The following is a 21,231-nucleotide window of genomic DNA, read 5'->3' as shown; positions in this document are numbered from 1 at the left end:
GGGTGAACTGCGTGGAAAGCCGTGTGCCGGCGCCAATCGGCGGATGGTGTTTTGTTGGCGCGCTCCTTTGTTGCGTGTCGTGACTGTCTGCTTAATCGCTTACGCGAATCTGACCCGGCGGTGCTTTTCCGCGTAAATACCTAGTGCGGATGCAAGGTTCCTTTCAGCTTGCTGAATGCTGTGAGTGGAATGGGCGGTGAGATGGGCGTGCGTCGGTGTTGCGTTCGCACTGCGTCCGCTTCCGCTTGTCCACACAGCGTGTCTCCGGGACGGGCGCAGTCACGCTGGCCGCATCCTAGCGATCAGGGTGCGGCGTCGTGCGGAAATTCATTCCGCAGATAACTGGAAATTTATTCCTGACCGGCCTGCGGCCCGCATGGCCATTGGGCTGCGCGTTTGCAGACCTCGGCGAGCCATAGGGAAAACGCCTGGGCCGCGCCGCCCGGTGTGCGTGTGGCTTCGGTGCACAGGTAGTACTGCGACTCGCCGGGGATCTCCACATCCAGCACGCGAACGAGCTTGCCTTCGTCCAGCCACTCGGCGGCCAGCGATCGGCGAGTCAGCGCCACGCCCTGGCCGGCGCGCGCCGCAGCGAGCATCATGCCCAGGTCTACCAGCCACACGCCGCGCGACGGCTCGGGCCAGTCCAGGCCAGCCGCTGCCAGCCACGGACGCCAGGGTTCCATCGGGCAACGCAACAGGTCGGCGCGCGCCAGATCGGCGGGCCGCTTGAACGGGCCGCGCGCCGCTTGATAACTCGGTGCGCACACCGCGAACACCGGATCTTGCGTGAGCGGATGCGCATGAAGGCCGGGATATTTGCCGCTGCCAAAGCGGATCCAGACGTCGGCGTTGGGGGGCATGATGTCCAGATAGGGAATGGACAGCATGATTTCAAGTTCGACGCCGGGGTTTGCCGCCGTGAAACCGGGCAGGGCCGGAATCAGCACCTGCCGGGCGAATGTCGGCGTGGACACGACGCGCAGCGTTTCCAGCTTGGGTTCGTTGCGCTTGTGCAGCGAGGCGTCGGACAGCAGATCGAGCGCCGTGCGCACCTGTTCCAGGTACTCGCGTCCGGCGGCGCTCAGCGTCGCGCCGCGGCTGCTTCGAATGAACAGCGTGACGTCCAGCAGGGTTTCCAGCGAGGCGATGCGCTTGCCGATGGCGCTGGCGGTGACGAAGAGTTCTTCGCTCGCACGCTCGAAGGAACCCAGCCGCGCGGCCGCTTCGAACGCCTGGATGGCGGCAAGCGGCGGCAGGCGCACGTCTTTGGAAGGCGAAGGTCCACGCATGGCGCGTTGGCGGGCCGGCCCGGCGCCCGACAGAAAGTGGTGAGGCGCCGATTATAAAAGTGCGGGCGCGGGCACGCCGTGCAGCATCGGTGTCAGACGCCCTTCAGCGCCAGGCTGATCGCCAAACCAGCCATGACCACGGCGATGATGCCGTCCAGCGCGCGCCAGGCCGACGCGCTGGCAAAGAAGGGTGCAAAGAGCCGCGATCCGATGCCCAGTACCGCCAGCCACAGCAGGCTGGCGGTGAAAGCGCCGGCGGCGAAGGCCATGCGGGCGTCTTCGAAGCCGTGCGCCAGCGAGCCGACCACCACCATGTCCAGCCAGAAGTGCGGGTTGAGCAGCGAAAATCCCAGCGCGCCCAGCATGGCGGCGCGGCGCGACGGCACCACGTCGCGGGCGGCGGCCAGACCCCCCGTGGCGGTCCAGGCGCGGCGCGCGGATTGCGCGGCGTACCAGGTCAGGAACGCCACGCCGAACCACAGCACGGCGGTCGTCAGCCAGGGGAACCACGCGGTCAGCGCCTGCAGGCCGGACACGCTGGCAAAGATGAAGACCGCGTCGATCAGCGCGCAGATGGCGACGACGCTCAAGAGATGCGCGCGCATGAGGCCCTGGCGCAGGATGAACGCGCTTTGCGCGCCCACGACGGCAAAGAGGCCCAGGCCCGTGGCCGTGCCGCTGGCCCAGGCGGTAAGAAAGGCGGGGGATGACAAGGTGGCAAACATGGAAAAAATACCTGTGACTGCAACGCCTGTAGCGGCGCTTTGATGGGTGGCCGAATGCTGAGAGCGATCGGCAATGCGCCATTTTCCCTTGCCATATATATGAAATACAGCTAATTTTCCTTCACTATATTAAGTATTTCTAATCCCATGAAAATCGATCACGGCAACCTGCGCGCCCTGGCCGCAGTGGTGCGCGAAGGGAGTTTCGAGCGCGCGGCGCTGTCGCTCAGCGTCACGCCGTCGGCGGTGTCGCAACGGATCAAGGCGCTGGAAGACCGGATGGGCCGACTGCTGGTCCAACGCACGGTGCCGGCCGCCGCCACGGCAGACGGACAGGTGCTGGTGCAACTGGCCGAGCAGACCGCCTTGCTGGAACACGACGCGCTGAACCGGCTGGGCGTCGCCGACGACGACGTGCCCCACGCCAGCATCCCCATCGCGGTCAACCACGACAGCCTGGAAACCTGGTTCGTCGACGCCGCCCTGCAGTTCGCGGCGCGCACCCGCGCCACGCTGGACATGCTGTCCGAAGACCAGGATCACACGGCCGCGCTGCTGCGCAACGGCTCCGTGCTGGGCGCCGTGACCACGCTGGCCGATCCGGTGCAGGGCTGCCGCATCCACGCGTTGGGCAGCATGCGCTACGTGGCCACGTGCACGCCGGACTTTCACAAGCGCTACTTCGCCTCGGGCGTCAACGCGCAGACGCTGGCTCAGGCGCCCGTTCTGGTCTTCAACCGCAAGGACGCGCTGCAGGCGCGCTTTGCGCACAAGATCGCCGACCCCGCGCCGTGGGAGCCGCCGGTCTGGTGGGTGCCGTCCACGCGCGCCTTCGTGCAGGCCACGCTGGGCGGACTGGGCTGGACCATGAACCCGCTGCCGCTCGTGCAGGAACATCTTGATGCCGGTCAACTCGTTTTGCTGCGCGGCCGGGCGTGGGAGGACGTGCCGCTCTACTGGCAGCATTGGCGGGTAAACTCCGAGGCCATGGAAGCCTTGACCGACTCGGTGCTGTCAGCCGCCCGCAGCCTGGTCAGGCGCCGCTAACGTCTCAGGAGGACACCCATGAACATCCGCAAGTTTGCCGTTGTTGCCGCGATCGGCCTGTGCACCGCCGGTTCGGCGTGGGCCAAGGACTACAAGGTCGGCCAGGTCGAAGTCGACGATCTCTGGGTCCGCGCCTCGGCGCCCGGACAGGCCAACGGTGCGGGGTACATGGATATCGACAACGATGCCAAGGCGCCGGACCGTCTGCTGTCGGTCTCGTCGGATGCCGCCGAACGCGTCGAACTGCACACCGTGCAGACCGAAAACGGCGTCTCCAAGATGCGTCAGGTCGAAGGCGGCATCGCGCTGCCCGCCGACACCGAGGTCAAGCTCAGCCCGGGCGGCTATCACGTCATGTTCATCAAGCTGAAGGCGCCGTTCAAGGATGGCGCCACCGTGCCCGCCACGCTCAAGTTTGAAAAGGCAGGCGAAGTGGCGGTGGAATTCAAGGTCAAGCCGGCTTCGCATAATCCCGGCATGAGCCACGATCACGGCGCGATGAAGCACTGATCTTTGCGCCACCCCGCCAGGCTGCGCGCTTTTTTAGCGGCGCAGGCGTGGGCCAATCCGCGGCCCCATTCGCGGCCCGCCATCGCCGCAATGCAAAAGGCCGACTCATCCGAGTCGGCCTTTTGCATGCCGGGCCCGCGCGTTGTCGCGCGGGCTTCAGCGGGCGGCGATCAATACAGCCCTTGCTGACGCATGGCGTCCGCGACCTTGACGAAGCCGGCAATGTTGGCGCCGTCCAGGTAGTTCACGTACTCGCGCTCCGAATGGCCGTGGCGCACGCAGTTTTCGTGGATGTCGCGCATGATGGCATGCAGGCGGGTGTCCACTTCCTCGCGGGTCCACGACAGGCGGGCCGAGTTCTGGGCCATTTCCAGGCCCGACACGGCGACGCCGCCGGCGTTGCTGGCCTTGCCCGGCGCGTACAGCACGCGCGCGGCGATGAAGGCCTTGGCGGCGTCCAGCGTGGCAGGCATGTTGGCGCCTTCGGCAACCGCCAGCACGCCATTCTTGATCAGCGTCTGGGCGTCCGACAGCTCCAGCTCATTCTGCGTGGCGCAGGGCAGGGCGACGTCGACGGGCACGTGCCACGGGCGCTTGCCGGCTTCGTACTGCAGGCCGAACTGGCGGGCGTAGGAGTCCAGGCGGCCGCGCAGGTCGTTCTTGATGTGCATCAGCGCCACAAGCTTCTCGTGGTTGAAGCCGGCTTCGTCGACCACGGTGCCGTTCGAATCCGACACGGTGATGACGCGCGCGCCCAGCGCCATGGCCTTCTCGATGGCGTACTGCGCCACGTTGCCAGAGCCCGACACGGACACGCGCATGCCGTCGAAGGACTTGCCGACGCGCTTGAGCATTTCTTCGGCGAAGTAGACGGTGCCGTAGCCGGTGGCTTCGGGGCGGATCAGGCTGCCGCCGAAGGTCAGGCCCTTGCCGGTGAAGACGCTGGCGGTCGAGTTGGACAGCTTTTTCATCATGCCGGCCATGAAGCCGACTTCACGCGCGCCCACGCCGATATCGCCGGCGGGCACGTCGGTGTCCGGACCCAGGTGGCGATACAACTCGATCATCAGCGCCTGGCAGAAGCGCATGACTTCGGCGTCGGACTTGCCCTTGGGATCGAAGTCGGAACCGCCCTTGCCGCCGCCCATGGGCAGCGTGGTCAGCGAATTCTTCAGGGTCTGTTCGAAGGCGAGGAATTTCAGGATCGACAGGTTCACCGACGGGTGAAAGCGCATGCCGCCCTTAAAAGGCCCGATTGCGGAGCTGTGCTGGATGCGGAAGCCGCGGTTGACCTGGGCGCGGCCCTGATCGTCGGTCCAGCAGATGCGGAACTGGATGACGCGTTCCGGTTCGACCAGGCGTTCCAGCAGAGCGTGCTCGGCGTAGTGGGGATGCTTCTCGACGAAGGGCCACAAGCTGAGCATCACCTCCTGGACGGCTTGCATGAACTCGGGTTGCTGCGGGTCGCGCGCGGCGACGCCACGCAGGAAGTCGTCCAGACTCTGCACTTTCACCATGATCTCCTCGGGGGTGCTTCGAATAGGTGCGGAAATTGCGCCAAATTGGGGCGCGATCAGTTTGTTTTGGTGCATGGCTGCACCTGTATGGTGCGGGGATTGTAGGGGCAAAATGTTGCCCTGCGCAAAGCGAAAAACTGCGCCATCACCTTGATAACAAACAGATTTTTCCAGACAGTAAACGGGGACGTATAAAAGCGAAGTGTTGATCGCCTGTGGATGGAAACCGGGCTGATCAAACGGGGGAGCTTGAAAATTCAGGGATTTTTGACGTGTCCCCGTTTAATTTCGCCGATGCGGCATAGGGCAGGGCGCCTTCTGATACGCCGCTGCGGGGCATCCGGCAGCGTCGCAAAGACGCCGCCGCCCGCTTGGCGCCCTTAATGCGTCCCTATATTTATTTTGAGAAAAATCACGCGCGCAAAGTGAAGTCGTAATCGACCGTCAACGGCGCGTGATCCGAGAAGCGTTCGTCCTTGTAGATGGCGACGCTGCGCGCCTTGGCCGCGATGCCGGGGGTCGCGATCTGGTAGTCGATGCGCCACCCGACGTTCTTGGCCCAGGCCTGGCCGCGATTGCTCCACCAGGTGTACTGGTCGGGGCGGTCGTCGATGGTGCGGAATACGTCCACAAAGCCGCGCTTGTCGAAGACGTCCGTCAGCCACGCGCGCTCTTCGGGCAGAAAGCCCGAATTCTTCATGTTGCCCTTCCAGTTCTTCAGGTCGATTTCCTTGTGCGCGATGTTCCAGTCGCCGCAAATGACGAATTCACGGCCGGTCGTCTTGTGCTCGTGCATCAGGGCATCGATCCACGGGCCGAAACTGTCCAGGAAGCGGTACTTCGCCTGCTGACGTTCGTCGCCACTGGAGCCAGATGGCAGGTAGGCGCTGATGACCGACAGATCTTTCCAGTCGGCGCGGATGATGCGGCCTTCGCTATCGAACTCTTCACAATCAAAGCCGTTGTTCACGCGCTCGGCGGCATCTCGCAGGTAGATGCCCACGCCGCTGTAGCCCTTTTTCACGGCGTGGTGGAAGTGGCCGGTGTAGCCGGGCGGATGGCGCAGTTCGTCGGTCAGGTCCTCGTGGGATACCTTGATTTCCTGCAGGCACAGCACGTCGGCGGCGTGCTTTTCCATCCACGGTTGCAGGCCCTTTTTGAAGGCGGACCGGATGCCATTGAGGTTGATCGACGTGATGCGCAGCAAAGCGAAACTCCTGTAATGCGGCCGCAGGGGGGGGCGGACAATGCCAGGAATTTAACCGACTCCGCCGCGGCCACCTGGAACAGCCCCGACAGCGGATAAAATGCGGGGTCTGCCACCTACCGGATCACCCTGCATGCCCGCCGCCCCGTCCTCCGTCACCGCCCTGGATTTCGTCCGTTTCGCCTTGAACGAGGGCGTTCTGCGCTTTGGCAGCTTCAAGGTCAAGTCGGGCCGCATCAGCCCCTATTTCTTCAACGCAGGCCTGTTCAACAATGGCCGCTCGGTCGGCAAGCTGGCGCAGTTCTACGCACAGGCGCTGCTGGATTCCGGCGTCGAATTCGACATGCTGTTCGGCCCCGCGTACAAGGGCATCCCGCTGTCCACCGCCACCGCCGTGGCGCTGGCCGGCCACCCGGACATGCAGGGCCGCAGCGACGTGCCGTTCGCCTACAACCGCAAGGAAGCCAAGGATCACGGCGAAGGCGGCACGCTGGTCGGCGCTCCGCTCAAAGGCAAGGTCGTCATCATTGACGACGTCATCACGGCCGGCACGTCGGTGCGCGAGTCCGTGGAAATCATCCGCGCCGCCGGCGCCGAACCGGCCGCCGTGCTGATCGCGATGGACCGCATGGAGCGCGCCGGCCCGGACGACGCCCTGTCGCCGCATTCGGCCGTGCAGGACGTGGCCAAGACCTACGGCATCCCCGTGGTGGCGATTGCCTCGCTGACCGACATCCTGGCCCTGCTGCAGGATGATGCGTCGTTTGCGGAGAACCGGGATGCCGTGCTGGCGTATCGGACGAAGTACGGGGTGAAGTAAGGGTCTCGTTGCTGAAAGCAATGACAAAGGGCGGCCATGGGCCGCCCTTTGTCATTGCAAAGATGCAATTGCCAAAACGTCATTGCCACAGATAGGGCGCAACGGGTTCGGCGACGCCGTGCGGTTGCCCGAACACGGTGACGCCGCTGGCCCGCGCCGCGTCCGCCAGCTTGCGGTCAAAGGTGGCCAGGCACGCGCGCTGCCGCAGCGAGAGTTCGAGATAACTGGCGTCGTAGGCAGTCAACCCATGGGCGCGGGCAAGCTGGCAGGTGCGCGCGATGCTGGAAGCCGCATCGTCGTTGTCGGCGGCGATGGGCAGGTTGTCGAGAAGCTGATTGAACGCAGCGACCTGGGCCCGCGAAATGCGCTGGCTGCGCTCTGCACGCAAAACGCCATTGGCAACTTCCACGCGCCAGATGTGAGGCACGGTGTTTTGCGAGCCGTGCGCGACGTCGAGCAGATGCTGGGCAAGCAGCGATTCGTGGACATCCACGCGGTACAGCAGCCAGGCAAGGGCGACCGACGCGTCCGGCACCAGACGGATGGTGTTCATTCCCGACCTTCTTCAATCCACGCGCGGATGATGTCGTGGGAGACCGGAGCCGCGGTGTGGAGGCGCTTCATGGCTTCCAGTGCATCGTGCGCGTTCAGCGAGGTGTCGGGCAGGACGGGCGTCAGCCTTGCGCGGCGAACGCCGTCGACAGCGATGATGAAGTGCTGCCCCTGGCTGAGGGCCTGCAGGTAATCGGTGAATCGGTGCAGCAAGTCGTTGCTGCTGACCTCGGTGTAGTTCATGACCAAGCCTCCGGCGAAATCGACCAGATCATTCTTGGCCAAACAAAAGGCCGCGGCAATATGCCGCGGCCCCCGATTCAGTCTGATATTGCGCCGGTTTTCCGCGAGGAGAACCGGCGGTCCATCAACTATCCAGCTTCTGCTTCAGCAGATCGTTCACCTGCTGCGGATTGGCCTTGCCGCGGGCGGCCTTCATGATCTGGCCGACCAGGGAGTTGAACGCCTTCTGCTTGCCGGCGCGGTACTCCTCGACGATGGCCGGGTTGGCGGCCAGCACCTCGTCGATCATCGCGCCGATGGCGCCCGTGTCGCTGATCTGCTTCAGGCCGCGCGATTCGATGATGGCGTCGGCATCGCCGCCATTTTCGCCGGCCCACATGGCGCCGAAGACTTCACGGGCGATCTTGTTGGAGATCGTGCCGTCGATGATGCGGCCGATCAGGGCCGCCAGCGCCGGCGCCGCGACGGGCGATTCGGCAATGGTCTTTTCTTCCTTGTTGAGCACGGCGGCGACTTCGCCCATGACCCAGTTGGACGCGAGCTTGGCCTGGCCGGCCGGCAGCGCGTTGGCGACCGCCTGGAAGTACGCGGCCAGATCGCGGCTGATGGTCAGTTGCGCGGCGTCGTACGCGGGCAGGCCGTATTCCGTTTCGAAGCGGGCTCGCTGGGCGGCCGGCAGTTCGGGCATGGCGGCGCGGACCTCGTCCACCCACGCGCTGGAGATCACCAGCGTGGGCAGGTCGGGATCGGGGAAGTAGCGGTAGTCGTGCGCGTCTTCCTTGCTGCGCATGCTGCGCGTTTCGTCGCGGTCGGCGTCGTACAGGCGCGTCTCCTGGACCACGGTGCCACCGTCCTCGATCAGCTCGATCTGGCGGCGCGCTTCGTAGGTGATGGCGCGTTCCAGGAAGCGGAACGAGTTGACGTTCTTGATCTCGGTGCGGGTGCCGAATTCCTTCTGGCCTACCGGGCGGACCGACACGTTGGCATCGCAGCGGAAGGAGCCTTCCTGCATGTTTCCGTCGCAAATGCCGAGCCACACGACCAGGCTGTGCAGCGCGCGCGCGTAGGCCACGGCCTCGGCAGCCGAGCGCATTTCGGGCTCGGTCACGATTTCCAGCAGCGGGGTGCCGGCGCGGTTCAGGTCGATGCCGCTGGCCGGGCTGCCATTGCCCAGGTTGAAGTCGTCGTGCAGGGACTTGCCGGCGTCTTCTTCAAGGTGGGCGCGCGTCAGGTTGACGGTCTTTTCTTCTTCGCCGACGAAGAACGACAGCGAGCCGCCCACCACCACCGGCAGCTCGTACTGGCTGATCTGGTAGCCCTTGGGCAGGTCAGGGTAGAAGTAATTCTTGCGCGCAAAAACCGAGCGCGGGGCGATCTTGGCGCCCACGGCCAGGCCGAAGCGGATGGCGCGTTCGGCCGCGCCGCGGTTCATGACCGGCAGGCTGCCCGGCAGGGCGAGGTCAACCTCGTTCGCCTGCGTGTTGGGTGCGGCGCCGAATTGCGTGCTGCTGCCCGAAAAGATCTTGGAGTCCGTGGAAAGCTGCGTGTGCGTTTCCAGGCCGATGACGATTTCCCAGTTCATGTTCTCAGCCTTGCTGGACAGGGGCACGCTGATGCCAGTCCGTCACGTGTTGGTAGCGGTCGGCGATGGCCAGCAGGCGGCCTTCGTCGAAGTAGTTGCCGATGATCTGCAGGCCGATGGGGCGATTTTGGTTCTCGCCGCCGAAGCCGCAGGGGATCGACATGGCGGGCAGGCCCGCCAGGCTGACGCCCAGCGTGTAGACGTCGGCCAGCCAGTCGGCGGTCGGGTCGTCGCGGTTGTCGCCGATGTTCTTGGCGACCGACGGCGTCACCGGTCCCATGATGACGTCGCACTGATCGGCATAGGCGCGCTGGAAGTCCTGCGCGATCAGGCGGCGCAGGCGCTGCGCCTGCAGGTAGTAGGCGTCGTAATAGCCGTGGGACAGCACGTAGGTGCCGATCAGGATGCGGCGCTTGACCTCGTCGCCGAAGCCTTCGGCGCGCGAGCGGCTGATCATCTCGTTCAGGTCGCCATACTGCTTGGCGCGGTGGCCGTAGCGCACGCCGTCGTAGCGGGCCAGATTGCTGGACGCTTCGGCGGGGGCGATGACGTAATACGCCGGAATGGCCAGCTCGGTGCGCGGCAGCGAGACGGGCACGCGCACGGCGCCCAGCGCCTCGAATTGCTCAAGCGCGGCCTGCACGGCGGCGGCCACATCGGGGGCCAGGCCGGCGCCGAAATACTCTTCGGGCACACCGATGCGCAGGCCTTTGAGCGGCTGGCTGCCGGCGGCGTCGAAACGGGCCTGCGCGGCGTCGAAGTCGCGGCGCACGCGGCCGGGTTCGTTGACCGCGCCATCGCATTTTTCGAGGCTGGTGGCGTCGCGCGGATCGAAGCCGCTGATGACATCCAGGATTTCAAGCAGGTCGCGGCTGCTGGGGGCCAGCGGGCCGGCCTGGTCCAGGCTGGAGCCGAAGGCCACCATGCCGTAACGCGACACGGTGCCGTAAGTGGGCTTGATGCCGCTGACACCGCACAGCGCGGCGGGTTGGCGGACCGAGCCACCGGTGTCGGTGCCGGTGGCGGCGGCGACCAGGCGGGCGGCCACGGCGGCGGCCGAACCGCCCGACGAGCCGCCGGGTACGGCGGCGTGATCCCAGGGGTTCTTCACGGCGCCGTATGCCGAGTTCTCGTTGCCAGAGCCCATGGCAAATTCGTCGCAGTTCAGCTTGCCCAGCGACACCGCGCCGGCCGCGCCCAGGCGTTCCACGACGGTCGCGTCGAACGGGCTGACGTAACCGTCGAGCATCTTGCTGCCCGCGGTAGTGCGCCAGCCGCGCGTCACGAACGCGTCCTTGTGGGCGATCGGGATGCCGGCCAGCGGACCCGCGGTGCCGGCTGCCAGTGCAGCGTCGGCCGCGCGGGCCTGGGCCAGCGTCAATTCGGCGTCAATATGTAAAAAGGAATTCAGGCCGCTGGCCGCTTCGGCGGCCGAGAGGGCGCTTTGCGCCAGGTCTACCGCGCTGACTTCGCGTTGCGCGAGGGCCGCGCGCAACGCGGCGATCCCCTCGAATTGGGTATGCAGGGCAGGTTTCGTCATGACTTAATCCAGGACCTTGGGAACCAGGAACAGGCCGTCCTGGGCATCGGGCGCGTTGGCCAGCAGTTCCTGGCGGCGGGCTTCCGATCCGGCTTCGGTCACGGCGTCTTCACGCAGGCGCAATACGATGTCCTCGTGCGCGGACAGGGGATGAGCCAGGGGTTCGACGCCTTGGGTATCGACGGACTGAAGCCGTTCGATCAGGTGGAGGATGCCGTTGAGTTCGGCCTGCGCGACGGTGCGCTGGTCGGGGGTCAGTTCGATTCTGGCCAGCCGGGCAATGCGGGCCACATCTTTGTCGTTGAGCGCCATGGGGGATTGCAAAAATCGGTAAGCGAAGGCCGCGGGGCGGGAGTGGGCAGTATGCATACGCCAAACCCGTTACAAAGCTTGAATAGCCTGCATTTATGCGCTATTTCCGGGGAAATTATAAGTTATGATTCACGGTTTAATCGCCGTGATGACAGGCGGACCCGTTGTTTCACGGGCCAAACGCCCCGCGGCTTGACCCCAATTCCCCCCAGAATTTAGCTGAGCTCCCATGTTCGGATTCCTGCGCAGTTATTTTTCCAGCGATATGGCGATTGACCTAGGTACCGCCAATACGCTGATTTACGTCCGCGGCAAGGGCATCGTTCTCGATGAGCCTTCCGTGGTCGCAATCCGTCATGAAGGCGGCCCCCACGGCAAGAAGATCATTCAGGCCGTCGGGCACGAAGCCAAGCAGATGCTCGGTCGCGTTCCCGGCAACATCGAGGCCATTCGGCCCATGAAAGACGGCGTGATTGCCGACTTCACGGTCACCGAACAGATGCTCAAGCAGTTCATCCGCATGGTGCACCCCCGCAACATGCTGGCGCCCAGCCCGCGGATCATCGTCTGCGTGCCCTGCGGCTCCACCCAGGTTGAACGCCGCGCCATCCGTGAATCGGCGCTCGGCGCCGGCGCTTCCCACGTGTTCCTGATCGAAGAACCCATGGCCGCCGCCATCGGCGCCGGCCTGGCCGTGTCCGACGCCAGCGGCTCGATGGTCGTCGACATCGGCGGCGGCACCACCGAAGTGGCCGTCATCTCGCTGGGCGGCATGGTCTACAAGGGTTCCGTGCGCGTCGGCGGCGACAAGTTCGACGAAGCCATCGTCAACTACATCCGCCGCAACTACGGCATGCTGATCGGCGAACCCACGGCCGAACTTATCAAGAAGGAAATCGGCTCGGCATTCCCGGGTTCCGAAGTCCGCGAAATCGAAGTCAAGGGCCGCAATCTGGCCGAAGGCGTGCCGCGCAGCTTCACGGTCTCGTCCAACGAGATCCTCGAATCGCTGACCGATCCGCTCAACCAGATCGTTTCCGCCGTCAAGATCGCGCTCGAACAGACGCCGCCCGAACTGGGCGCCGACATCACCGACAAGGGCATCGCCCTGACTGGTGGAGGCGCGCTCCTGCGTGACCTGGACCGCCTGCTGCAAGAAGAAACCGGCCTGCCGGTCGTGGTGGCCGACGATCCCCTGACCTGCGTCGTGCGCGGTTGCGGCGAGGCGCTGGAACACCTTGAGAAACTGGGCGCCATCTTCATCAACGACTAATATTGCCCGCCAGCCCGGAGCCCCGCTTTTTTCTGGCTCCGGCCGCTGCGGGGGCCTCGGACGCGGGCGCCCGGGCTGAGATTCATGCAACGACAAGGGACTCCCCCCCTATTCAGGCGCGGCCCACCGGCAGAGGTGCGGCTGGTCGTTCTGGTCGTCCTTGCTCTGGCCCTGATCGTCATGGATTCCCAATGGCGCATGCTGGAACCGGCGCGCCGCGCGATTGCCGTAGGGCTTTATCCGTTCCAGCGTGCCGTCATGGCGCCGCGCGATCTCGTCCAGCAAGTCAACGAATGGGTTAATGCGGCCAACCTCATCCGCAGCGAAAACGAAGCCTTGCAGCGTCAGCGCATCGAACTCGCCCAAGTCGCATCCCACGCGGCGCAGCTTGCCGCCGAAAACTCCCAGCTTCGCCGCCTGCTTGGCGTGACCGACACCGTGGCGCAGTCCGCCGTGGTCGTTGAAGTCATGTACGAACCCACCAACGCGTTCACGCAGCGCCTGGTCTTCAACAAGGGCAGCAAGGCTGGCTTGGCGCCCGGCATGCCCGTCATCGACGAAGGCGGTGTGGTTGGCCAGATCGTCCGCGTGACGCCCATGACCGCCGAGGCGGCGCTCGTCACCGACGAGCAGGTTTCCATCCCCGTGCAACTCCTGCGCAACGGACTTCGTCTGATTGCGTTCGGCGGCAACTCGCCCGGCAAGATGGAAGTGCGTTACCTGGCGGCCAATGCCGACATCAAGGAAGGCGATACTATTGTCACCAGCGGCGTCGGCGGCCTCTTTCCCGCCGGCCTGCCCGTGGCCAAGGTGACCTCGGTGGAACGCGATACCGCCTCCGGTTTCGCGCGCGCCGTATGTGAACCGCTGGCCCATCCCGAACGCTATCGCCATTTCCTGGTTCTGCAGGTGGATGTGGATCGCGCCGAGTCCAACCGTCAGGAGGTCGATTCCGGTGGATCGGACTAACCAACACGCTGCGGGGCAGTCCCCGCGCCGCCTTGGCACGCCCAGCAACGTGCATCCCGACCGGCTGTCGGGTCCCGCGCATGCCTTCTTCGTGTGGGGCACCGTCCTGCTCGCCTGGCTGGTGTCGCTGCTGCCGTGGCGTCTGTGGCAGGGCGCGCCCGACGTGCTGCTGCTCATCATCGCTTTCTGGTGCGTGCACGAGCCGCGCCGCGTGGGTCTGTTCACGGCTTTCTTCTTCGGCGTGCTGATGGACGTGCACGACGCCGGTCTCTTGGGTGAGCACGCGCTGTCGTACACGCTCGTTGCCTACGGCGCGGTGGTCCTGCATCGCCGGCTGCAACGGTTCGACCTCTGGAGCCAGGCGATGCACATGCTGCCTGTGTTCTTCATTGCGCGCTTCGTCACCCAGATCATCCACGCGTGGCTGGCCGGAAAATGGCCGGGCTGGGACTGGGGCATCAGCGTGCTGCTGACGGCTGCGTTGTGGCCGCTGGCGGGTTGGGTGCTGCACCTGCCGCAACGCGGTGTCGACGACGCCGAATCCTCATCCGCCTGACGGCGGCGTTGCGTCATGTTTGAATTCAAGAAAACCGGCCAGCAGCAGAAGCAGCGCTTTCGCCTGCGCGCCTGGGTGGGCGGCGCCTTCGCCCTGGTCTGCTTCGGCGTGCTGGTGGGCCGTTTCTGGTATCTGCAGGTCGACCGCTACGAGGGCCTGTCCGAACGCGCCGACCGCAACCGCATCGCGGTCGTGCCGATTCCGCCGCGCCGCGGCGAGATCCTGGATCGCAACGGCGAAGTCCTGGCCCGCAATTACCGCACCTACACGCTAGAAGTCGTGCCGGCCCACGCGGGCAACATGAACGAACTCTTCGAGCGCCTGACCGAAGTCGTCTACATCAGCCCGTCCGACCAGCGCCGCTTCAAGCGCCGCGCGGCCGAATCCAGCCGCTACGCCAGCCTGCAACTGCGCAATAACCTCAACGAAACCGAAGCCGCGTGGTTTGCCGCGCACGCCTTCCAGTTCCCGGGTGTGGAACTGCGCGCCCGCTGGGTGCGCGAGTACCCGCAGGGCGTGTCGGCCGCGCACGTGGTCGGCTACATCGGCCGCATCGCCGACAACGACATCGAAGAGCTGGACCGAGCCGGGCAGCTCGGCAACTACCGCGGCACCGAGGTCATCGGCAAGAAGGGCATCGAAAAGACCTGGGAAGAGCAGCTGCACGGCCGCACGGGCCTCGAAGAAGTCGAGGTCACCGCCGGCGGCCGGCCCATGCGCACGCTGCGCCGCATCGATCCGGTGCCGGGCTCGGACATCATGCTGTCCATCGACATGGGCCTGCAGAAGGTGGCCGAAGAGGCCTTCGAGGGCCAGCGCGGCGCCCTCGTCGCCATCGACCCGGACACGGGCGAGGTCCTGGCATTCGTGTCGCAGCCGTCGTTCGACCCGAACCTGTTCGTGGATGGCATCGACGTCGACAACTGGCGCATGCTGAACGAATCGCCGGACCATCCGCTTATCAACCGTCCCCTGTACGGCACGTATCCCATCGGCTCCACTTACAAGCCTTTCGTGGCGCTGGCCGCGCTGGAACTGGGCAAACGCCGCGCGACCGACCGGGTTTCGGACCCGGGCTATTACGAATTCGGCGGACAGAAGTTCCGCAACGCGGGCGGCGCGGCCTACGGCATGACGGACATGCACAAGGCCATCGTCGTGTCGTCCGACACTTATTTCTATTCGCTCGGCCCTGAAATCGGCGTGAACGCCCTGCACGATTTCACCAAGCAGTTCGGGTTCGGCCAGATCACCGGCATCGACCTGGAAGGCGAGAAACGCGGCGTGCTGCCGTCCACCGACTGGAAGCGCTCGGCCTACAAGGACAAGGAGCGCCAGCGCTGGTACGCGGGCGAAACGATTTCCGTGGCGGTGGGTCAGGGCTACAACGCCTTTACGCTGCTGCAATTGGCGCAGGGCACGTCCACGCTGGCCAACAACGGCCTGTACCGCCGCCCGCACCTGGTGCACGCGGTACGCGATTCGCGCTCGGGCGTGGCCAAGCCCACCGAGGCACCGCCGGACTACCGCATACCCCTCAAGCAGGCCAACGTGGACGTCATCAAGAACGCCATGGCCGACGTGGTGCGCGCCGGCACGGCGCGGCGCGCGTTCGCCAACACGCCGTACCAGGCGGCCGGCAAGACTGGCACGGCGCAGGTGTTCAGTCTGCGTGGCGGCCACTACCGGGCCAGCGCGATCGACGAACGCCTGCGCGATCACGCGCTGTTCATGGGCTTCGCGCCGCTCGAACAACCGCGCATCGCCGTGGCGCTGATCGTCGAAAACGCCGGCTGGGGCGCCAGCGTGGCGGCCCCGGTCGCGCGCAAGGTCTTCGATTACTGGCTGGCCAAGGATCGCCAGGACAAGATCGCGCGTCCCCAACCCGCCGACACCATGGCGACCGTCGATGACATCGCCTCCGACCTGGTGCGCCAACAATGAAACGTCTTGGCCTGATTCTGCTGCGCGTATTCACGGCCTTCGACTGGCCGCTGCTCGCGATCCTGATGATGTTCGCGGCGCTGGGCCTGACGGTGATGCACTCGGCCGTCGGTGGCACGGATTGGCGCTTCGCGGAACAGTCGCGCAACTTCATCATCGCGTTCTTTGCGATGTGGACAATGGCGCTGATTCCGCCAAAGCTGCTGATGAAGCTGGCGTTGCCGTTCTATGTGGTGGGCGTGGTGCTGCTGCTGGGCGTCGAGTTCTTCGGCGAAACCAGCAAGGGCGCAACCCGCTGGCTGAACCTGGGCGTGACCCGCATCCAGCCGTCCGAGATGATGAAGATCGCGGTGCCGATGATGCTGGCCTGGTATTTCCAGCGCCACGAAGGCGCGGTCCGCGTGCGCGACTTCCTCGCCGCCGCCGCGATGCTGGCCGCACCATTTGGCCTGATCGTGCTGCAGCCCGACCTGGGCACGGCGCTGCTGGTGTTCGGCGCGGGCTTTTTCGTGATCTATTTCGCGGGACTGTCGTTCAAACTGCTGGTGCCGGTCATGCTGGCCGGCGTTATTGCCATCGGCACACTGGTCTATTACGAAGATCAGCTCTGCGAGCCGGACGTGGACTGGGTGGTGCTGCATGAATACCAGAAGCACCGGGTCTGCACACTGCTCAATCCCAGCTCCGATCCGCTGGGCAAGGGCTTTCACACGATCCAGTCAATGATCGCAGTGGGCTCGGGCGGCGTCTACGGCAAGGGCTACATGAAGGGAACGCAGACGCACCTGGACTTCATCCCGGAACGCACGACTGACTTCATCTTTGCCGTGTACGCCGAGGAATTCGGCTTGTACGGCGGCATTGCAATCCTGGTGCTGTACGGCCTGATGATGGCGCGCGGTCTGACGATCGCATCCCGGGCTGCGTCGCAATTCGGCCGGCTGCTGGCGGGGGCGCTGACGATGATGCTGTTCATCTACGTGTTCGTGAACGTAGGCATGGTGACGGGGATATTGCCCGTGGTGGGGGTGCCGTTGCCGTTCATGAGTTATGGGGGGACGGCGTTGTTCACGATGGGGATTGCGTTTGGGATCATGATGAGTATTAGTCGGCATCGGTCTGTGAAGACTTGATGGTGGTTTGCTGATCGAATTCCTTGGTCGCTGCGTAGTTTTTATCTCCTGCATTTGTTGGCTCCTGTTGCCTGGGGCGCTTCGTAGGTCGGTGATCTTGGCGCCAAGAAGTTCTTTGTAGGTCGCCCGACGCCGCGGTCACCGTGGGCACGATCGCCCACGATTGCGGTCCGGAGCCTTCGCTCCGGACTGCCCCTTCGTCATCTTCGTCCAGGCCTTCGGCCTTCCCTTCAGATTCCCTCGGGCGCATCGACGGCGCTCGCGCCCACGGTGACCGCGACGCCGTGCTGCCAGGGTCTTTGGTATGGGGCGCTGCAAGACCTGTGGTCAGGGTAGGAGATCTGCGGGGCCGCCGAATTGCTGCCGCCCGGGCGGCGGCAATCGGCATCGTGGCGGTGGGTCGTCGTGGCGGGGTGCGCTTCGCGCTGGCGGAAGTTGGTGTGCTGATGGCATCACGAACAAGGGGGAGGGGCGGTGATGGGCGGCGCGCGTCGACCGCCTGCCACAGCTTCCCGACCCGTACGCGCGCCGCCCATCGGATACTTGAGTTCAAGTGACGATTAATGGCGAGCCGGGCTCGCTTCGCTGTTGGGTTTGGGCACCGAAATGTGCGACGGCTTTCATTCTTCTGCCGGTGTCAGACACCCGTGGACACGATCTCGGCGCGTAAGCCGCCTCGTAAGGGTGTCAGACACCTACTAGAGCGCCAAGAATCGAACCGCATCATCAGGGTGTCAGACACCTCATTCGGTCTTACGAATTTGCTGGTTTGCTGGTGTCAGACACCTAGCGCAGAAGCAGCCACACGCGAAGCGTCATCGCCACGACGCAAGACGCCGCGTAAGCCCCCAAAGGCCGCCCGCGCGGCCGGCCGGGGGCGGGCCCCGCAAGATCTTTCTCTCTCCCCCGCCGTGGGCAAGAACCTAAAGAACCCAACTCGCCCCGCCGCCGGCAAAGCTGAAGCAACTGGAGCACGACGTAGCGGGGGCTTGGGTGCGCGGGGCGTGTAGATGCGCCCGACGGAAACCGAAGGGAGCCGAAGGCGGACGAGGTTGAGGACGGGGCAGTCCGGAGCGAAGGCTCCGGACCGCAATCGTAGCCCCGCGCACCCAAGCCCCCGCTGCGGCGGGCGTCTAAAGAACCTGACTCGATGCCAGCCTAACCACCGCCATCCAAAGCACCCTAAGGCAACGCGTCAGGCACCCCAAGCTCCACGGCCAACTTCGTCAACCCATCCCAGATCCGGCTATCAAATTCCACCGAATCCGCATTGACCGCCCGATTCCGAGCTTCGTATTCACCCGGATACTGCACCGACTCAACCCCAGGCTGCGGCTTGCACGCATGCAGGTAGTCGATGAACGCGCCGACTTCCATCGACCGCCAGTCAGTATTGAAGTCCACCTGCGGATCCAGCAGCAGCGCGAACATGTTGTTGGTCGCCACCCCGATGCGCGGATGTTCAGGCTGGATCGTGCCGCCGCCGGACAGCACACCCGCGAGCAGTTCGGCCACCAGCCCCAGTGCGTAACCTTTGTGGCCGCCGAATGGCAACAACGCGCCGGGAGGATCGGTAAAGAGCGCACCCGGGTCAGTCGTCGGATTACCCTCTGCATCGATCAGCGCCCCTGGCGGCGCCTGTTCACCCTTGGCAGCCAGCACGCGCGCCTTGTTCACCGCGATCGAGCTGGTCGCCATGTCCACAATGAACGGCGGGCGCCCCCCAGGCAACGGGCCTGCGAAGCACAGCGGATTCGTGGTCAGGCACGCTTGCGCGCCGCCGAACGGGGCGACGGTGGGCGAGCGGTTGATCACGTTGGTGAAGGCCAGCAGGATCAGCCCCTTGGCCGCCACCATTTCACCGAAATGGCCCATGCGGCCAAGGTGATGGCTGTGGCGCAGGGTTAGAATGCACTGGCCGTGTTCCTGCGTGCGCTCGATCGCCTTTTCGATGACCACCTTGCCCACGTATTGACCCAGTCCGTGGTGGCCATCGTAGGCCAGCATGGCGCCGCGGTCGTTGAGGAGTTCGGGGCGGCCGTCGGGCTGAGCCAGGCCCTCGGACAGCACGCGGCGGTAATTCGTCAGGATCGACAGGCCGTGGCTTGTGTAGCCGACACGGTCGGATTCCACCAGATGCTCGGCCACGTCGCGGGCGATGTCTTCCGGCACGCCTTGTGCCATCAGCACCCGGCGGCCGTATTCGTTGGCTTGGGCTAGCGTGATTTTCATGACGACTCCTTACAGCCAGCCCAGCCAGCGCCAGTACGTCATGCCCATCAGCAGCATCAGCAGGTAGCCGACGATGGTCACAATGATGCCGACCTTGGCGAACTGCTTGGCGTTGAAGGTCTCGGTGCCCAGGCACACCATGTTCTGCGGTGCGTTGATGGGCAGGATGAAGCCGTAGCTGACCACGAAGCCCAGCAGCATCGTCATGCCCAGGCGGCTGAAGTCGCCCGGCAGCGTTGCCAGCACCGAGATCAGGATGGGCAGCATGGCCGAGGTCAGCGCGGTGGCGCTGGCAAAGCCCAGGTGGATGACGATCAGGAAGGCCGCCAGGATGGCGAAGATGGCGAGCGGGCCAAGATGGTCCAGGCCGGTGTGCAGCACCACCTGGTTGCCCAGCCACTGGCCAGCCTGCGTCGTGAGCAGCGCCGTGCCCAGGCTGATGCCCACGCCGAACACGATCACCGTGCCCCATGGGATACGCGATTGCACGTCTTTCCACGTCATCACGCCAAAGCGCGGCAGCATCAGCAGCACGAGGCCGAAGTAGGTGGTCGAGGTGGTGTCGAACTTGTGCAGCTTGCCTTCGGTGGACCAGAACAGCAGCAGCATGACCGACACGGCCATCAGGCGCTTTTGCGCACCGGTCATGGGACCCAGGTCGAGCAGCGATTTCTCGACGGCTTCCTTGCCGCCGGCGATGCTGTTGCTTTCAGGCGGCAGCAGCTTGAGCACGATGACGATCAGCACGGCCGACATGATCAGCGACCAGGGGGCGCCGGCGATCAGCCAGTCCGACCACGCCACGCGTTCGCCCAGCATCTTTTCCATGAAGCCGACCGTCAGCAGGTTCTGCGCGGCGGCGGTCTGGATGCCGACGTTCCAGATGCTGGTGGCCTGGGCCACGATGATCATGATGCCGGCCGCGATGTTCGAGCGCTTGTCCACGCCGAAGGCAGCGATGACGCCCATCATGATCGGCACCACGGCGGCGCTGCGCGCGGTGGCGCTGGGCACGACCAGGCTCAGCACGATCGTCACGGCGATACATCCGATGAGGATGCGGCGCGTGCTGGTGCCAACCTTGGACAGTGTTACCAGCGCGATGCGCCGGTCCAGTCCGGTGAATGTCATGGCGGCGGCAATGAACAAGGCGCCGGTGACGAGCGCCAGCGCCGAGTTCGCAAAGCCCGTCAGCGCCATGCTGATGGCGGCGGACGTGCCGTAGAGAACGTTGGGGTCTTTGATGGTGGGCGCGGTGCCCAGAAGGAAAGCCATCAGCGTCGTGATCATGATCGCGCTGGCTTCATACGACACGGCTTCGGTGATCCACACGACCACGGCGAACGCGAGGATTGCCAGCATGCGGTGGCCTGCAACGGGCAGGTCCGCGGGCAGGGGCATCATTAAAACGCCGATCATCACGAGGATGCCGGCGATGAGCCCGATTGGAATCTTGGTTTTCTTGGGGGCTTGCGAGGCGGGGACTGCGGTTTCCGCGGCCATATCCTTCTCCGGTTGAGGTCAAACTGACGAAACACCGCCCGCGAGCACGGGGTCAATCAAATCGGTGTGTCGACGCTACAGGATGATCGTGACGGCATTGTGGAAAACCCGTATTGATGAACGTCAAGAAGGTGGAGAACAGCGCTTGTGGAAAACTCGTCCTGGGCATTATGCTCGTCGCCCCCCGCGCGGGGCAAGCATGTGAGTGTTGCATCGGCGCGAACCAATCGGATCACGATGCGTGCGGTCGACCCACGAAAAGAACCGGGATTGG

At 64.9% G+C, this 21,231-nt stretch carries 19 protein-coding genes; 8 read left to right on the top strand and 11 right to left on the bottom strand.

Translation table 11 applies throughout. The features are described from left to right. Window positions 1-350 precede the first annotated feature (350 nt). Together MHZ91_RS09935 and MHZ91_RS09930 are read right to left on the bottom strand one after the other, a co-directional pair. Complete coding sequence (locus tag MHZ91_RS09935) at window positions 351-1,292, bottom strand: LysR substrate-binding domain-containing protein (protein WP_175186163.1); 942 nt, start codon at window positions 1,290-1,292, stop codon at window positions 351-353. A gap of 92 nt (window positions 1,293-1,384) precedes the next feature. Continuing rightward, a complete protein-coding gene (locus MHZ91_RS09930) occupies window positions 1,385-2,017 on the bottom strand; it encodes a LysE/ArgO family amino acid transporter (protein WP_175124984.1) in 633 nt (210 codons plus the stop codon). A 147-nt stretch (window positions 2,018-2,164) separates the two neighbouring features. Between MHZ91_RS09930 and MHZ91_RS09925 the strand changes: the two genes are divergently transcribed. Further along, window positions 2,165-3,064 carry a LysR family transcriptional regulator ArgP gene (locus tag MHZ91_RS09925; RefSeq protein WP_056560345.1) on the top strand — a complete coding sequence of 300 codons (900 nt, stop codon included), beginning with the start codon at window positions 2,165-2,167 and terminating at the stop codon, window positions 3,062-3,064. Window positions 3,065-3,082: 18 nt separating this feature from the next. After that, a complete protein-coding gene (locus MHZ91_RS09920; RefSeq protein WP_175124985.1) occupies window positions 3,083-3,574 on the top strand; it encodes a copper chaperone PCu(A)C in 492 nt (163 codons plus the stop codon). Window positions 3,575-3,744: 170 nt separating this feature from the next. Here the strand turns inward: MHZ91_RS09920 and gdhA are convergent, their stop codons facing one another. Beyond that, complete coding sequence (gene gdhA / locus MHZ91_RS09915; protein ID WP_239213470.1) at window positions 3,745-5,091, bottom strand: NADP-specific glutamate dehydrogenase; 1,347 nt, start codon at window positions 5,089-5,091, stop codon at window positions 3,745-3,747. Between the two features lie 412 nt (window positions 5,092-5,503). After that, window positions 5,504-6,298 carry an exodeoxyribonuclease III gene (locus tag MHZ91_RS09910; RefSeq protein ID WP_175124986.1) on the bottom strand — a complete coding sequence of 265 codons (795 nt, stop codon included), beginning with the start codon at window positions 6,296-6,298 and terminating at the stop codon, window positions 5,504-5,506. A gap of 133 nt (window positions 6,299-6,431) precedes the next feature. Between MHZ91_RS09910 and pyrE the strand changes: the two genes are divergently transcribed. Then, entirely contained in the window at window positions 6,432-7,118 is a 687-nt protein-coding gene (pyrE, locus tag MHZ91_RS09905) for an orotate phosphoribosyltransferase (protein ID WP_175124987.1), read from the top strand. A 79-nt stretch (window positions 7,119-7,197) separates the two neighbouring features. Here pyrE and MHZ91_RS09900 read toward each other — a convergent pair whose 3' ends face one another. The 5 genes from MHZ91_RS09900 to gatC all read right to left on the bottom strand — a co-directional run bounded on the left by MHZ91_RS09900 (window position 7,198) and on the right by gatC (window position 11,347). Beyond that, entirely contained in the window at window positions 7,198-7,671 is a 474-nt protein-coding gene (locus MHZ91_RS09900; protein ID WP_175139639.1) for a type II toxin-antitoxin system VapC family toxin, read from the bottom strand. Further along, complete coding sequence (locus MHZ91_RS09895; protein ID WP_175124989.1) at window positions 7,668-7,913, bottom strand: hypothetical protein; 246 nt, start codon at window positions 7,911-7,913, stop codon at window positions 7,668-7,670. Before MHZ91_RS09895 ends, MHZ91_RS09900 begins: the two co-directional genes overlap by 4 nt. 124 nt (window positions 7,914-8,037) lie before the next feature. Continuing rightward, window positions 8,038-9,495 carry an Asp-tRNA(Asn)/Glu-tRNA(Gln) amidotransferase subunit GatB gene (gene gatB / locus MHZ91_RS09890; protein WP_175124990.1) on the bottom strand — a complete coding sequence of 486 codons (1,458 nt, stop codon included), beginning with the start codon at window positions 9,493-9,495 and terminating at the stop codon, window positions 8,038-8,040. Between the two features lie 4 nt (window positions 9,496-9,499). Next, window positions 9,500-11,035 (bottom strand): Asp-tRNA(Asn)/Glu-tRNA(Gln) amidotransferase subunit GatA, encoded by a 1,536-nt coding sequence (gene gatA / locus MHZ91_RS09885; RefSeq protein WP_239213468.1) that lies wholly within the window; start codon window positions 11,033-11,035, stop codon window positions 9,500-9,502. Window positions 11,036-11,038: 3 nt separating this feature from the next. After that, window positions 11,039-11,347, bottom strand: coding sequence for an Asp-tRNA(Asn)/Glu-tRNA(Gln) amidotransferase subunit GatC (gatC, locus tag MHZ91_RS09880; RefSeq protein ID WP_175124992.1), 309 nt, complete (start codon window positions 11,345-11,347; stop codon window positions 11,039-11,041). A 229-nt stretch (window positions 11,348-11,576) separates the two neighbouring features. Here gatC and MHZ91_RS09875 point away from each other — a divergent pair, with 229 nt between their 5' ends. The 5 genes from MHZ91_RS09875 (at window position 11,577) to rodA (ending at window position 17,222) form a co-directional block, all read left to right on the top strand. Continuing rightward, complete coding sequence (locus MHZ91_RS09875) at window positions 11,577-12,620, top strand: rod shape-determining protein (protein ID WP_006216320.1); 1,044 nt, start codon at window positions 11,577-11,579, stop codon at window positions 12,618-12,620. Window positions 12,621-12,704: 84 nt separating this feature from the next. Beyond that, on the top strand, window positions 12,705-13,589 hold the full coding sequence (gene mreC, locus MHZ91_RS09870) for a rod shape-determining protein MreC (protein ID WP_056560320.1): 885 nt from the start codon (window positions 12,705-12,707) through the stop codon (window positions 13,587-13,589). Window positions 13,590-13,638: 49 nt separating this feature from the next. Next, on the top strand, window positions 13,639-14,145 hold the full coding sequence (gene mreD / locus MHZ91_RS09865) for a rod shape-determining protein MreD (RefSeq protein WP_175125001.1): 507 nt from the start codon (window positions 13,639-13,641) through the stop codon (window positions 14,143-14,145). A gap of 15 nt (window positions 14,146-14,160) precedes the next feature. Continuing rightward, window positions 14,161-16,089, top strand: coding sequence for a penicillin-binding protein 2 (gene mrdA / locus MHZ91_RS09860; RefSeq protein ID WP_175124993.1), 1,929 nt, complete (start codon window positions 14,161-14,163; stop codon window positions 16,087-16,089). After that, window positions 16,086-17,222: a rod shape-determining protein RodA gene (gene rodA, locus MHZ91_RS09855; RefSeq protein ID WP_056560313.1), complete on the top strand. Its 1,137-nt coding sequence runs from the start codon at window positions 16,086-16,088 to the stop codon at window positions 17,220-17,222. The genes mrdA and rodA overlap by 4 nt, the downstream gene beginning before the upstream one ends. Before the next feature lie 1,182 nt (window positions 17,223-18,404). Here the strand turns inward: rodA and MHZ91_RS09850 are convergent. Both MHZ91_RS09850 and MHZ91_RS09845 read right to left on the bottom strand, forming a co-directional pair. Next, window positions 18,405-19,454, bottom strand: a complete 1,050-nt coding sequence (locus MHZ91_RS09850; protein WP_239213466.1) for an Ldh family oxidoreductase — start codon at window positions 19,452-19,454, stop codon at window positions 18,405-18,407. Window positions 19,455-19,463: 9 nt separating this feature from the next. Further along, entirely contained in the window at window positions 19,464-20,957 is a 1,494-nt protein-coding gene (locus tag MHZ91_RS09845; protein ID WP_175122023.1) for a DASS family sodium-coupled anion symporter, read from the bottom strand. Window positions 20,958-21,231: the final 274 nt, after the last annotated feature.

Origin of the sequence: Achromobacter sp. ACRQX (genome assembly GCF_022346505.1) — a bacterium.
Classification (GTDB): domain Bacteria; phylum Pseudomonadota; class Gammaproteobacteria; order Burkholderiales; family Burkholderiaceae_B; genus Achromobacter; species Achromobacter animicus.
Note: the sequence above shows the minus strand (reverse complement) of the source record. Positions and strands in the feature narration are given on the sequence as shown.